The sequence below is a fragment of the Ruegeria sp. C9 genome, assembly GCF_056537585.1.
Window position 1 is genome coordinate 297,879 of the sequence record NZ_JBQFRU010000003.1, and the last position, 13,957, is coordinate 311,835.

At 57.6% G+C, this 13,957-nt stretch carries 12 protein-coding genes; 4 read left to right on the forward strand and 8 right to left on the reverse strand.

The annotated features are described in order from the left end of the window. The first annotated feature begins 33 nt into the window (after nt 1–33). A complete protein-coding gene (locus ACR0NE_RS09755) occupies nt 34–552 on the forward strand; it encodes a YHS domain-containing (seleno)protein (RefSeq protein ID WP_170594615.1) in 519 nt (172 codons plus the stop codon). A gap of 61 nt (nt 553–613) precedes the next feature. Here ACR0NE_RS09755 and ACR0NE_RS09760 read toward each other — a convergent pair whose 3' ends face one another. Both ACR0NE_RS09760 and metF read right to left on the reverse strand, forming a co-directional pair. Continuing rightward, nucleotides 614–1,276 carry a J domain-containing protein gene (locus ACR0NE_RS09760; protein ID WP_170401705.1) on the reverse strand — a complete coding sequence of 221 codons (663 nt, stop codon included), beginning with the start codon at nt 1,274–1,276 and terminating at the stop codon, nt 614–616. A 203-nt stretch (nt 1,277–1,479) separates the two neighbouring features. Then, the gene (gene metF, locus ACR0NE_RS09765; RefSeq protein ID WP_170594617.1) at nt 1,480–2,346 is read right to left on the reverse strand and encodes a methylenetetrahydrofolate reductase [NAD(P)H]; all 867 of its coding nucleotides are present in this window, start codon (nt 2,344–2,346) and stop codon (nt 1,480–1,482) included. A gap of 94 nt (nt 2,347–2,440) precedes the next feature. On the opposite strand from metF, the gene ACR0NE_RS09770 reads away from it, so the two are divergent. Further along, nucleotides 2,441–3,346 (forward strand): LysR family transcriptional regulator, encoded by a 906-nt coding sequence (locus tag ACR0NE_RS09770; protein ID WP_170564044.1) that lies wholly within the window; start codon nt 2,441–2,443, stop codon nt 3,344–3,346. A 95-nt stretch (nt 3,347–3,441) separates the two neighbouring features. Beyond that, complete coding sequence (locus tag ACR0NE_RS09775) at nt 3,442–4,227, forward strand: inositol monophosphatase family protein (protein ID WP_170392295.1); 786 nt, start codon at nt 3,442–3,444, stop codon at nt 4,225–4,227. Between the two features lie 59 nt (nt 4,228–4,286). Here ACR0NE_RS09775 and bhcD read toward each other — a convergent pair whose 3' ends face one another. The 4 genes from bhcD to bhcA form a co-directional block, all read right to left on the reverse strand. Next, a complete protein-coding gene (gene bhcD / locus ACR0NE_RS09780; protein ID WP_170594619.1) occupies nt 4,287–5,252 on the reverse strand; it encodes an iminosuccinate reductase BhcD in 966 nt (321 codons plus the stop codon). Between the two features lie 72 nt (nt 5,253–5,324). Next, a complete protein-coding gene (gene bhcC, locus ACR0NE_RS09785) occupies nt 5,325–6,488 on the reverse strand; it encodes a 3-hydroxy-D-aspartate aldolase BhcC (protein WP_170594621.1) in 1,164 nt (387 codons plus the stop codon). After that, the gene (gene bhcB, locus ACR0NE_RS09790) at nt 6,485–7,471 is read right to left on the reverse strand and encodes a beta-hydroxyaspartate dehydratase BhcB (protein WP_170420664.1); all 987 of its coding nucleotides are present in this window, start codon (nt 7,469–7,471) and stop codon (nt 6,485–6,487) included. The genes bhcC and bhcB overlap by 4 nt, the downstream gene beginning before the upstream one ends. 11 nt (nt 7,472–7,482) lie before the next feature. Next, nucleotides 7,483–8,673 (reverse strand): L-aspartate--glyoxylate aminotransferase BhcA, encoded by a 1,191-nt coding sequence (gene bhcA / locus ACR0NE_RS09795; RefSeq protein WP_170594623.1) that lies wholly within the window; start codon nt 8,671–8,673, stop codon nt 7,483–7,485. Nucleotides 8,674–8,875: 202 nt separating this feature from the next. On the opposite strand from bhcA, the gene ACR0NE_RS09800 reads away from it, so the two are divergent. Next, nucleotides 8,876–9,697 (forward strand): IclR family transcriptional regulator, encoded by an 822-nt coding sequence (locus tag ACR0NE_RS09800; protein WP_170401678.1) that lies wholly within the window; start codon nt 8,876–8,878, stop codon nt 9,695–9,697. A 7-nt stretch (nt 9,698–9,704) separates the two neighbouring features. Here the strand turns inward: ACR0NE_RS09800 and ACR0NE_RS09805 are convergent, their stop codons facing one another. Beyond that, nucleotides 9,705–10,448, reverse strand: coding sequence for a rhomboid family intramembrane serine protease (locus tag ACR0NE_RS09805; RefSeq protein WP_170594625.1), 744 nt, complete (start codon nt 10,446–10,448; stop codon nt 9,705–9,707). Between the two features lie 42 nt (nt 10,449–10,490). After that, entirely contained in the window at nt 10,491–13,889 is a 3,399-nt protein-coding gene (gene putA, locus ACR0NE_RS09810; protein WP_170594627.1) for a bifunctional proline dehydrogenase/L-glutamate gamma-semialdehyde dehydrogenase PutA, read from the reverse strand. Between the last annotated feature and the right edge of the window lie 68 nt (nt 13,890–13,957).

The window sequence follows — 13,957 nt, forward strand, 5'->3', positions numbered from 1 at the left end:
ACCAGAAACCGTAAGGACATGAGGACCAATCACATGAAACGCTTTGCGCTGACCCTTGCCGCGACGATGGCTTTTGCCGTGCCCGCGTTCGCCGGAGAACAATATGTTGATGGCACCGGATTTGCCGTATCGGGATACGACGTTGTTGCTTACCGCAGCCTGGATCAGGTTCCTGTAGGCCAGTCGCAACCCGAGGCTGTTCGCGGTCGGGCCGACATCACCGCAGACTATAATGGTGTTACCTGGGCGTTTGCGACCGAAGAGAACCGTGACAAGTTTCTGGAAAACCCGGCCTTTTACGCACCGCAATATGATGGCCATTGTGCATTCGGCGTGTCGAAAGGCGGCAAGGTTCCGGGCAACCCAAATCTGTGGCGTATTGTCGATGACAAGCTCTATCTGAACATCACTGATGTTGTTGTTGGTTTCTGGGAAGAGGATGTTCCGGCCAACATCGACCTGGCGGAAGGCAACTGGCCCGGAATCGAAGGGGATGCCGCTTCGACCAGCGTGATCCCGAAATTCACATCAGAAGGCCCGATTTCCAACTGATTCCGATTAATGAAAGAAAGCCCGGCCACTAAGGCCGGGCTTTTTTCGCTGGCGGGTTCTCTCACCCCGCCAACTCGAACATATCCCGCATGTGTTGATCCGCTTCGAACCGTATTGTTACACTCTTGGCACCGGGAAATTTCCTCTCACGTATCGGGTCAGGAATGACAATCTCACCGGAGCCCGAGCCCTTGGACCGAAAGGTCAGAATCTCTGTTTCTGACTTGCGGTAGCCGGAAAGGACCGAGGTTGGCAATGCAACGCGGTTAGACCCTTCGCAGACTGACGATGCAACGAAGTAGGTAAGATCGCGCCCGAAGCATCCGATTGCATCAGGAACATGGTCCGAAGATTCGCGGGCGCTTTTGGCGGCGTCCGGTTCACCTAGTTCCGATAAATCCTTCAGCGCGCGTTCGGGTTTTAACAGATCGTGACAAGCTTTGATTTCATCTGCGGCCAGTTCGATTACGCGTTTCTTCAGACGAGGACGACGCGGTGTAGAAGAATCTAAACCGTTTTTGCGTGTCATCCCTTCTTTACGCAAAAAATCATAGGCTGATTTAGCATCCGAAAAACCGGAATAATCACCGTCGGTATGATCAGGATGATCGTGGAACGCGATTTTGCGCCAGGCTTCACGAATCTCGTTTGCGTTTGCATTTGGGGGCAGACCAAGAACCTGCAACGCTTCGGCCCGAGCCTGTACCTTGCTCACTGGCTTCATACTCAAAACACTCATTAAAACTACAACGGGGTCAGATTGCCATTGATCACATTTTTGTCAAATTTTTTCAGGAATTAGACTGAGGTAGGGCAACAGTTGACGGGTGCATATCGAGATTGTCGCCTGCGCAGCGGTTGTCGCAAATGAGCATGGCAGACGACTGCCATGCCCGGCGATACAGGGCAAGCGCAAAAACAGTGGGATCAGGCGACGTTCTGCAATTCGGTCTGGGGTGTAATGCCCAGGGCAAAGCAGACATCCCGAGTAAGCTCAGGTCGGTTGAGCGTATAGAAATGCAGTTTGTCCACACCGCCTTCTATCAGGTCCGAGCAGAGTTCGGTGCATAGCGCCGTCGCCAGAAGATCTTCGCGATCGTCCCGGATTGCTTTGTCAAATGCGTTCTCGATCCAGTCGGGAATGTGGGCGCCACAGCGTTTTGCAAAGTTACGCGCACCCTTCCAGTTCTCGATGGGAAGAATGCCCGGTACGATAGGCTTGTCGATCCCCGCTTTTTCGCAGGCATCGCGAAACCGGAAGAAGGTTTCAGCCTCGAAGAAGAATTGGGTCAACGCCTCGTCCGCGCCCGCATCCAGCTTGGCCTTTAACCAATCCACATCAGCGCGGGCATTGCTTGCTTCGGGATGTTTGTCCGGATAGGCGCCGACACGGATGCTGAACATCTCGGTCTCGGCCAGTGCAGAAATCAGTTCTACCGAGTTGGTGAAACCATCAGGGTGGGGGGCGAACCGGTCTAGACCTTTAGGGGGGTCGCCACGCAGGGCAACGATATCCTGAACGCCTGCGCGCGCGAATGTGTCTGCGATCCCAAGCGTCTCCTGACGCGAGGCATCGACACAGGTCAGATGCGCAGCAACAGGCAGCCCCGAGGATTTGTGCAAGGTTGCAACTGCATCACGCGTCAGCTCACGTGTTGTACCACCAGCACCATAGGTCACCGATACAAACCGTGGGTTCAGCGGCGCCAAAGTCTGAACCGTATCCCAAAGGCGAAACGAGGCCTCCAGAGTCTGCGGCGGGAAGAACTCGAATGAAATCTCAGGCTTGGTCATGTTGGCCTCGTAGCTGTCATTTATGCCCTTGTGCCATCAGATGCATTGTGAGACAAACTCATATTGTTCAACAACAACATGAGTTGCGTGAGTAATGCATATCGAATTTCGCCACTTACGGACGATCAAAGCTATCCACGAATGCGGTGGGCTTGCGCGTGCAGCTGATCAGCTAAACATCACGCAATCCGCACTAAGTCACCAGATCAAGGGGTTGGAAGATCAGGCCGGGGTCGAGCTGTTTTTACGTCGATCCAAGCCGATGAAGTTGTCGGCAGCTGGTTTGCGGCTGCTGCGTCTCGCTGAACAAATTCTGCCTCAGGTCGAGGCGATGCAGGATGAGTTTTCATCGCTGCGCGACGGTCGCACCGGTCGGATGCACATTGCGATCGAATGTCACGCTTGTTTCGAGTGGCTGTTTCCGGTGCTTGAAGCTTTCCGTAAATCCTGGTCAGACGTTGATGTGGATATCCGCCCGGGCCTTGCATTCGACGCGTTGCCCGCCTTGCAGAAAGAAGAGGTTGATCTGGTGGTGTCCTCTGACCCCGAAGATCTGCCGGGTGTCGAATTTGTCGAACTCTTTGACTACCAGGCCGTATTTGTCGCGGCGTCTTCGCATCCATTGGCTGAAAAGCCCTATATCGAAGCTGAAGATTTCCGAGGTCAGACACTGATTACCTACCCGGTCGAACGAACCCGGTTGGATGTTTTCAGTCAGTTGCTGATCCCGGCCCGGGTCGAGCCTGCCACCATCCGACAGGTTGAACTGACCGCTGTGATCTTGTTGTTGGTGGCTTCGAATAGGGGCATATCCGTTCTTCCGGACTGGGTGGTGCGCGAGGTAAAGTATAGCTCGGACTACGTCACGCGCCCGCTTACCAAAGATGGGATTACCCGCAGGTTATATGCTGCGGTCCGCAGCGAAGACCTTGAAAAACCCTTTGTGCAAGAGTTGGTGAAACTGGCGCGGACCGAGGCGCGTAAGCTTCAGACTCAATAACACCGGACGCAGATCAGCCATGCGCATCATTCCTCTTGGCAAGGGCGCGTTGCCCCAGTATACGCGCGGCTTGACCGGACAGGAGCCTATGGAAAATGGTTGGCAGTGCAAATCTCAACATCATGATCAAGGCCGCGCGCAAGGCGGGGCGTTCTCTGGTCAAGGATTTTCGTGAAGTCGAGAACCTGCAGGTGTCGATGAAAGGTGCGGGCGATTTTGTGTCGAAGGCCGATATCGCGGCCGAAGCCATCCTGAAAGAGGAATTGCTGGGTGCCCGTCCGACCTATGGTTGGCTGGCCGAAGAGGGTGGCGCGATTGACGGCGAAGACCCGACTCGTCGCTGGATCGTCGACCCGCTGGATGGGACCACCAACTTCCTGCACGGGCTGCCGCACTGGGCCGTTTCAATCGCGTTGGAACATAAGGGCAAGATCGTTTCGGGTGTGATCTATGACCCTGCCAAGGATGAGATGTTCTTTGCCGAAAAAGGCGAAGGTGCGTGGATGAACGACATGCGCATCCGTGTGTCGGGCCGCCATCGCATGATCGAGTCGATCTTCGCGACAGGTCTGCCATTCGGTGGCCGTTCGGATCTGCCTGCGACCTTGCAGGACCTCGCCCGTCTGATGCCTGCCTGTGCTGGTGTTCGTCGCTGGGGTGCTGCCGCGCTGGACATGGCCTATGTGGCCGCCGGTCGTTACGAAGGCTTTTGGGAGCGTCGCCTAAACGCCTGGGATCTGGCCGCAGGCATCATCATCGTGAAAGAGGCGGGCGGCTTTGTTCAGGCGCTGAACCCCGAAGGCAGCGTGCTTGAGGATGGCGAAGTGATCTGCGCCAATGAGCCGATCTTTGACAATTTCGCAAAGGTAATCCGGGGCTGATATTCAACCCCGGTCATTTGATCATGGTACGCGCGTCCGTTCCGGGCGCGCGTTTTGGTTTAGAAGTCGATCTCAATCGCGATCCCTTGCTGGACCGCCAGTTCAACTGCCGCGCTGGCAACCGCAAGATCTTGCAGCCCCACGCCAGTACCGTCGAACACGGTCACCTCTGCCTCGGATACACGTCCGGGATGGGTGCCGTTAATGACCTCTCCGATCTGCCGGATTTCGCCTTCGGTTTTGGTTCCGGCAGCCACGGCATGCTGGCTTTCACCAAGTGTCACGGCCTGCGCGACCTCGTCGGTAAAGACGCTTGCGCGCGCGATCAGGTCTGTGGCGACTTCTTGCTTGCCGACGGTATCGGTGCCCATGCAGGCGATGTGTGTGCCGTCGGAGACGTGCTCGGACATCAGTGTTGGCGCGAAGGAGGAGGTGATGGTGACAATCACGTCCGCCTGCACCATGCCGGGCAGATCCACAGCCTCAAAAGGCAGCCCCGCTTCAGCCGCGACCTTTTCGAGATTTGGCAGCATTTCTGGATGCAAGTTCCAGCCAATGACTTTCTCAAAGTTTCGCTGTTCCAATGCCGCGCGCAATTGGAATGCCGCCTGATGCCCAGCGCCAACCATTCCGATCACCTTGGCATCCTTGCGTGCCAAATGGTTGATCGAAACCGACGAGGCTGCAGCCGTGCGCAGTGCGGTCAGCAGGTTGCCCCCAACGATGGCCCGAACGCGACCCGTATCTGGATCAAACAAAAACACGGTGGATTGGTGATTGATCAGCCCGTGCGTTTCCAGATTGTTTGGCCAATAACCGCCTGCTTTCAGGCCAAGGTTCATGCTCGCGCGATCAAACCCGCCTTTGAACCCATAGAGCGCATCCGCATGACCTATGGCCTCGCGCACGACCGGGAAGTTGTAGGCGTCCCCAGCCGCCATCGCGGCAAACACCTGCTCAACCGCAGTATAGCTTTCCTGTCGGCCTAACAGAGCGCCGATTTTCTTTTCAGGAACGATGATCATCGCGTTTGTCTTTCTTTTTGATGGCATTAGTAAGGGCGGTGCTAAACGCCCGCCCTTGCATTCATCTGTAATTCAATAGGCCTTGCCACGGGCAGAGACCGGCCAAAGCGCTTCAACCTTGCCGTCGCGCACACCGACGTACCAGTCATGAACGTTGCAGGTCGGGTCACAGTGGCCGGGCACCAGCCGCAGCTTGTCGTTAACCTTCAACACCCCATCCGGGTCGCCAATAACGCCGTGTTCGTCCGAGCACTTCAGGTATTCCACATCGTCCCGCCCAAAGATGAAGGGCAGGCCGCTATCGACGGATTGCGCCTTCAGGCCCGCATCGCAGATTGCCTTGTCCGCTTTGGCGTGGCTCATCACGCTGGTCAGAATGAACAAGGCGTTTTCCCATTCACCCTGATCGATCCGTTGACCGTCCTTGTCCAGAATCCGACCGTAATCGGCATCCATGAAGGCATAAGAGCCGCACTGCAGCTCGTTATAAACGCCCGAGTTGCTTTCGAAGTAATAAGACCCCGTACCGCCGCCCGAAACCAGCTCGCAGTCGATCCCTTCAACCTTCAATCCGTCGACGGCATCCTTGACCATGGCGATTGCGGTATCCAGTTTTTCTTTGCGTGCCTCATACGTATCCAGATGCTGCATCGCGCCTTGATAGGCCTGAATGCCGGTAAATTTCAGGTTAGGGGCGGCCTCAACAGCCTTGGCGATTTCGATCACGGCGAGGGACGTGGTGACACCACAGCGGCCCGCGCCGCAGTCGATCTCGACAAAAACCTCCAATTCAGTGCCATGCTTAGCGGCAGCAGCAGACAGGTCAGCGACGTTGTCCACATCGTCGACGCAAACGATTGTGCGTGCGCCAAGCTTCGGCAGGCGCGCCAGACGGTCAATCTTGGCCGGGTCCCGCACTTGATTCGAGACCAGAATGTCTTTGATGCCTCCACGCGCAAACACCTCGGCCTCGGAAACCTTTTGGCAGCAGACGCCGACTGCGCCGCCCAGTTGTTCCTGCAGTTTCGCGACGTCTACGGATTTGTGCATCTTGCCATGCACCCGGTGCCGCATCCCATGTGCCTTGGCATAGTCGCCCATCTTCTTGATGTTACGCTCGAGCGCGTCCAGATCAAGGATCAGGCAAGGAGTCTGGATTTCGGATTCATCCATGCCGATCGCGGCAGGAATGTCATAGCCAACTTCGAATTGATCACTGTTCATCGGTTTGTTCATCCTGTTTCTCCTTGCCCTTTCAGCCAGGGCAGCTTGTCCAGATCCACGTTGCCGCCGGTGATGATGACGCCGACGCGCTTGCCCCGGAAGGTGTCGGGGTTCTTGAGAATGGTGGCCAGCGGAACGGCCGAAGACGGCTCCATCACCACGCGCAAGTATTTCCAGGTGAGTTTCATTGCGTCGATGATCTCTTGCTCGGACGCGGTGAAGATGTCGGTCACATTGTTCGACACAAAGTGCCATGTGTTTTCCTTGAGCGGCACCAACAGCCCGTCCGCCACCGTTTTGGGGGCATCGTCCGCGATGATATGGCCCGCTTTGAAGGAACGGTACGCATCGTCCGCCTGCTCAGGCTCAGCCGCATAGATCGCGGTTCCTGGTGCCAGGTTCGAGACCGTCAGACAGGTGCCTGAGACCATCCCGCCACCGCCGATTGGCGCGATCACTGCATCCAGGCCATCGGTCTGCTCAAGCAATTCAGCCGAACATGTGGCCTGACCAGTGATAACACGAGGGTCGTTGTACGGGTGCACGAACTCTCCGCCTGTTCGGGCCTGCACCTCGGCAAACGTTGCCTCGCGGGAAGAGGTGGATGGCTCACATTCAGTGATCGTACCACCAAAGCGTCGTACCGCGTCTTTCTTGGCCTGCGGCGCGGTGCGCGGCATCACCACATTGCATGGAATGCCCCGGCGACCCGCCGCATATGACAACGACAGGGCGTGGTTCCCGCTTGAGTGGGTGCAAACACCCTTGGTCGCCATTTCATCGCTTAGGCCGAAGACCGCATTACTGGCACCGCGCACTTTGAATGCACCTGCTTCCTGAAAGTTCTCGCACTTGAAGAACAGCTGTGCGCCGGTCAATTCATTCAGATAGTCCGAGGTCATTACCGGTGTGCGTCGGATGTGCGGCCTGATCCTTTCGTGCGCAGCCTGCACGTCAGCATAGGTCAGTTCGGCGACGGGGATTTGATCCAACATGACTGTCCTCCCTAAGCTGCGGCTTTTGCGTGGCTGGTTGAGCTGGCGCGGTAGAATTCCTGCGCCGCAGCAACCCCGCTGCCAAGCTTCACTGGGTAGTTCAGATCGGCCATGGCCATCTCGACCGTGGCCAGCCCCGACAGGACCATAACATCGGTCAGGCTGCCCAAGTGGCCAATACGGAACGCTTTGCCATTCAACTCACCCAGACCAATGCCGAAGGATACCTCATAGGTGTTGAAGGCATGGTCAGTCAGTTCGTTGCTGTCGAAACCTTCGGGCACAAAAATGGCGCTGACGGTATCCGAGTAGAGGTCAGGAGATTGTGCGACCAACTTCAGGCCCCAGGCCGCAGTCGCGCGGCGCACACCTTCGGCCAGACGGGTGTGGCGGGCATAGACATTGTCCAAGCCTTCCTCGAACAGCATCTTCAGGCTTTCGCGCATGCCGTAGATCAGCTGCAAAGGCGGAGTATAGGGAAAGCCGCCAGACGCATTTGCCGACATCATATCACGGAAATCAAAGAAGGTGCGGGGCAGCTGGGCGGTATCCATTGCTGCCAGAGCCTTGGGGCTGACGCACAGGATCGCCATGCCGGTGGCCAGCATGAACCCCTTCTGCGACCCCGAGACCGCAATATCCACGCCCCACCGGTCAAACTCGAACGGCATTGAGGCCAGAGAGCTCACGCAATCCACAAACATCATGGCCGGGTGATGTGCCGCATCCATCGCATCGCGCACAGCGCTGATATCGGAACGCACACCTGTCGCAGTTTCGTTATGCGTCACCAGTACGGCCTTGATTTCATGCGCTTTATCCGCGGACAGGATCGCCTCGAACCTGTCTGCAGGCGCGCCTGTTCCCCATGGGCATTCAACGATCTGAACGTCCAACCCGTGTCTTTCGCACAGATCGATCCAGCGATGGCTGAAGACGCCGTAGCGGGCGACAAGAACCTTGTCAGCGGGGCTGAGCGTATTTGTAATCGCTGCCTCCCAACCGCCCGTTCCGCTGGCTGGAAAAGTGATTATCTGGCCTTCGGCGGTGCCGAAAACCTGTTTTGTGTCTTCCAGTACCGGGGCGAAGGTTTCAACGAAATCCGGGGCGCGGTGGTCTTGCGTCTGAACCTGCATGGCAAGGCGCAAACGATCAGGAATATTGGTTGGGCCTGGGATAAAGACCGGGTTTTGATGCGACATAACTCAATCCTCTGCTTTGGGCCCAAGTGTCGCTTGAACGGTTGCGTGTTGCAATTTTCTTGAAAAATATTTTCATTTTATCCGTTAAATTGATAAGGTGCTGAAACGGATAGGAATTCAGTTTATCAAAATGATCTCTGAGAATTCCGGGCCAAAAAAAATGGTTCGAGTTTCCGGGGGGAATCCGAAGGTCAGGTGAGAAATGGAAACGCAAAAGCGGCCGCGCGGCAGACCCAAATCGCTGTTTAAAGAAAGTTCGGCCGGGACCATGCAATCATTGGATCGGGCGCTGGGCGTACTGACCACCGTTGCCCGGCTAGAGCGCGTCGCGCTGAGCGATCTTGCCCGCGAGGTCGATGTACCGACGGCCACCACGCATCGCATTCTTGTGACGCTGCAAAAACACGGGTTCGTATCCTTTGATGAGGAACGGCAGGAATGGCTGGTCGGGATCGAAGCCTATCGGACCGGTGCGTCTTTCCTGCGGCGCAACAGCGTTCTGGAAATCGGCAGGCCGATCCTGCGGCGTCTGATGCAAGACAGTGGTGAGACCGCAAATCTCGCCGTACCCGATGGTGCAGAGGTGGTCTTTGTCGGGCAGGTCGAAACTCAGAACCCCATCCGGGCCTTCTTTCCACCCGGTGCGCGGACGCCCATGTATGCGTCCGGTACAGGAAAGGCTATTCTCGCTGCGTTGAGCGAAGAGAGTTTAGGCAAAGTTCTGGGCCGGATTGATCCGGTTGCATTCACTGAAAATACGCAGTTGCCCGCTTCGGGCCTGTATGCAGATCTGGCTGAAACTCGTACCCGAGGTTGGTCTTACGATCACGAAGAAAGGTATGAAGGTATGTCTTGCATTGGTGCGGCCATCTTCAATGACAGGGCTGAGCCTTGCGCCGGTATCTCGGTATCCGGACCGACCGTAAGGTTCAGCCGCGAACGCGCGCCCGAGTTGGGCGATCTGGTCATGCGCGCGGCGCAAGAGATCACCCACCTGAGCGGCGGTAGGCTACCCAAGAGCTGACGCTTGATTATTTGCGCGGCACTTTGGGGATGCGCGATTGCGAGAGTTTGTACTTGTGTTCCGGATGCGGTGGATGGCCGTGGGTGCGGTTCCAGAATCCAGTTCCTCCGCGCCTGAGCCACAGGGGGATGCACAGGATCAGGCCAACAAAGAACCCTCCGGTATGCGCCCAGTAGGCAACGCCACCTTCATCGGGATTGCTGGAGAGGCTGCCAAGGAATTGCAGGCCCAGCCAGACACCCAGCATGATAAAGGCCGGGATGGTAAAGATCCGGATATAGACGATCAGAATCAACAGGATATCTACGCGCGCTTTTGGGAAAAGCAGAAGATAGCCGCCCATGACACCGGCTATCGCTCCGGACGCGCCAATTGTTGGCACCACCGAATCCGGTGCCGAAATCACGTGAATCAGCCCCGCTCCGATTCCCGCCAGCAGATAGAACACGAGAAACAGCACATGCCCCATCTCGTCTTCGAGGTTATCGCCGAATATCCACAGAAACAGCATGTTTCCCGCCAGATGCATCCAGCCCCCATGCAGGAACATTGACGTCACGAGTGTCTCGAACCCATAGCCGTCAGTTATCCGGGCAGGAATGACCGCGTAGTCAATATAAAGCTGATTGATCAGCCGCGCATTCTCCATGACACCCACATAGCTGAGGAAGATCAGTATGTTCGCAGCCATAAGGGCATAAACAACAAACGGAGTACGCCCCGAAGGGTTATGGTCTCGGATCGGAAACATGGCGCGACGCTGGGCTTTTCGCCGCCCAGCGTCAAGGTCCGGTTATGCCGCACCTCCCAGAAGGGCGGCGTTGCCTCCGGCGGCGGTGGTGTCGACACAGACATGGCGTTCCCCCAGCACCCGCGCACGGTCGGGCTGCCCGGGGATCAGCGGGATGATCGGGCCATCGCGCCGGGCCAAATGCTGCTCGATCTGGCGGGCAGTGTCGTCGTCGCCCCACCACAGAACACCCGAGAAACCGGCTAGGTTTTCAAGCCGGTGCAAATCCAGCATGCCCGTCATACGTATCGCTGTGCCGCCCAACGCTTTGACCGCATCCGCCTGAGCCTTGGCGGCCTCGTCCCCCGGACCCATGCACAAAAGCGGGGAGCGGGAATATTCGGTCAGGCGGTTCGATTCACCGGTGGGGCCAGGCAGCGATTGGGTGCTGGGCGTTGCAGGTTGCCCTTCGGGCGCACCTGGTTCAGCCGAACTGTCCCAGCGTCGCGAAGCATTCTGCCGATCAGGCGCGCAGAACCGTGCCATATAGTTCGGACCGCCCGCCTTGGGGCCGGTGCCGGACAGACCTTCGCCACCGAAGGGTTGCGAGCCGACGATTGCGCCGATCTGGTTGCGGTTGACGTAGATATTACCGGCATGGATCGCCTCGGTCACATGCTGCACCCGGTCGTCGATCCGCGTGTGCAGGCCGAAAGTCAGGCCGTACCCCGTGGCATTGATATCCGCAATGACCTTGTCGATATCTTGCGCCTTGAACCGGGCGATGTGCAGAACCGGACCGAACACCTCGCGCTCTAGCGCCGAGATGCCGGGTATCTCGATCAGAGTCGGTGCGATAAATGTACCCTCAGGAGGCGTTGTCATCTCCTTCAGTACCCGTCCTTCTGAGCGGGCCTGGGCCACGTGGTCCGCGATGATTTGCCGGGCTTGCGCGTCAATGACCGGGCCGCAATCAGTTGATATCAGCCAAGGATCGCCCACATGCAATGCGTCCATCGCCCCTTGCAACATGGTCAGAACGTCCTCGGCAATGTCCTCTTGCAGATAAAGACAACGCAGGGCCGAGCACCGCTGGCCTGCCGATTGGAACGCGCTTTCGATAATCGATTGGACCGCTTGTTCCGGCAAAGCGGTGCTGTCTACGATCATGGCGTTCAGACCGCCGGTCTCGGCGATCAATGACGTACCTGGCCGCATGTGCTGCGCCATTGCTGATCGGATTTTCAGCGCGGTCGCGGTAGAACCGGTAAAGGCCACACCAGAGACGCGTTCGTCCGAAGTTAGCGCCGCACCCACCTTCGGCCCGCCCGGAAGAAGTTGCAGCGCATCGCGCGGAACACCTGCTTCGTGCATCAGTTGAATGGCACGATGTGCGATCAATGGCGTTTGCGGGGCAGGGGCTGCCAGCACAGCGTTGCCGGTGGCCAACGCAGCCGATATCTGCCCGGTGAAGATCGCCAGAGGGAAGTTCCACGGGCTGATGCAGGTGAATATTCCGGCGGGTTTGGCGGCAGGAATATTGGCGGCGTAGTAGCGCAGGAAATCAACCGCTTCGCGCAGCTCGGCAACTGCATCGGGCACAGATTTTCCGGCTTCGCGGGCGAGAAGGGCAAACAGCTCTCCAAAATGCGCTTCGTAGAGATCGGCTGCTTTATTTAGAATGTCAGCGCGCTTCTCGGCTGAGGCCTGCCATGGGCAAGCGCTGGCCAACGCCAGTTCCACGTCTTCGGGGCTGGCCGCAGCAACCGAACCGGGACGATCCTGCGGTTGCGCAGGATTGATCACGGGAGTGTCTGCCAAAGGCTGTGCATCATCCGACAATAAGGGGCGGGCGTACCAATGATGGGCGCGGACGGCGTCGCGTGCGATGTCGATCTGGTCCAGCGTTGGCGTATGGTGCAGATCAAAACCTTTCGAGTTTGGACGTTCCGGTGCGAACAACTCAGGCCCGGTTGGCAGCGGTTTGCCAGGCGTTTGAACGGCTACGAACGGATCTGCGGCAACGGTTTCTGGGGCGACTTCCTCATCAACGATCTGATTGACGAACGAGGAATTTGCCCCGTTTTCCAGAAGGCGACGTACCAGATAGGCCAACAGATCCCGATGCGCGCCGACCGGAGCATAGATACGGCAGCGCGAGGTCCGCTTGTTGCGCACGATCTGATGCAGGGTCTCACCCATCCCGTGCAGGCGCTGGAATTCGAATGGCTGGCCGTCCGCCATATGTAGGATAGCGCTGACCGTATGGGCGTTATGCGTGGCAAATTGCGGATAGATACGGTCGGTCATTCCCAGCAGCTTGCGGGCGTTGGCGATATAGGACACATCCGTCGCCGCCTTATCGGTGAAGACCGGAAAACCATCGACGCCCTCGACTTGCGCGCGCTTGATCTCGGTATCCCAATAAGCGCCCTTGACCAGCCGTACCATAAGCTTGCGGTCGTGCCGCTGGGCCATCTCATAGAGCGTATCCAGCACCAACCCGGCGCGTGGGCCGTAGGCTTGCACGACGATGCCGAACCCGTCCCAACCGGCCAGTGCAGGCTCTGCCATAACTTCTTCGATCACCTGCAGCGAGAGCGACAGGCGATCTGCCTCTTCCGCGTCAACGTTCAGCCCCATGCCCGCTGCCTTGGCCAGCAAAGCCAGCGCGCGCAGCCGGGGCACCAGTTCGTCCATCACCCGTTGTTCCTGTGCCAGCTCATAACGGGGGTGCAGGGCCGACAGCTTGACCGAGATGCCTGGATTTTCGCGAATGTCTTTATGGGTGCAGGCCTCGGCAATAGCGGCGATCGCGCGCGAGTAAGACAGGTGATAGCGGGCAGCATCGGCCTCGGTCCGTGCCGCCTCGCCCAGCATGTCGTACGAGTAGGTATAGCCCTTATCTTCCATGCCTTTGGCGCGCTTCATGGCGGATTGAATGGTTTCGCCCAAAACGAACTGACGCCCCATTTCTTTCATCGCACGACCAACGGCGGTGCGGATCACCGGTTCACCCAGCCGTTTGATGGCCCCGCGCAGCGCGCCGACGGGCGAGGATTTGTCGTCGTCCAGGACCCGGCCTGTCAGCATCAACGCCCATGTCGACGCGTTCACCAGTGACGAGGATGATTGTCCCAGATGCTTTCCCCAGTCTGACGGAGCGATCTTGTCTTCGATCAGCGCGTCAATGGTATCCGCATCTGGCACACGCAACAGCGCCTCGGCCAAACACATAAGCGCAACGCCTTCATCTGTGGACAAGCCGTATTCAGCCAGAAACACTTCCATCATGCCAGGCGACGTGCTTGAGCGGATGTCGCGCACCAGCTGTGCTGCAGCCTCGCAAATGGCCGTTCGGTCGGCCTCTGACAACTTGGCCTGAGAGATCAGCGCGTCCAGTACAGTGGGCTGGTCGGCATAAGTTTGGGTGTCGATTTTGGTGCGTAGGCTGTGTGACATGTGTACTCCGGGGCTTTTGCCTAATATAACCGCCTATAGTCAGGAGAATGGACCGAATTTTCTCGAAT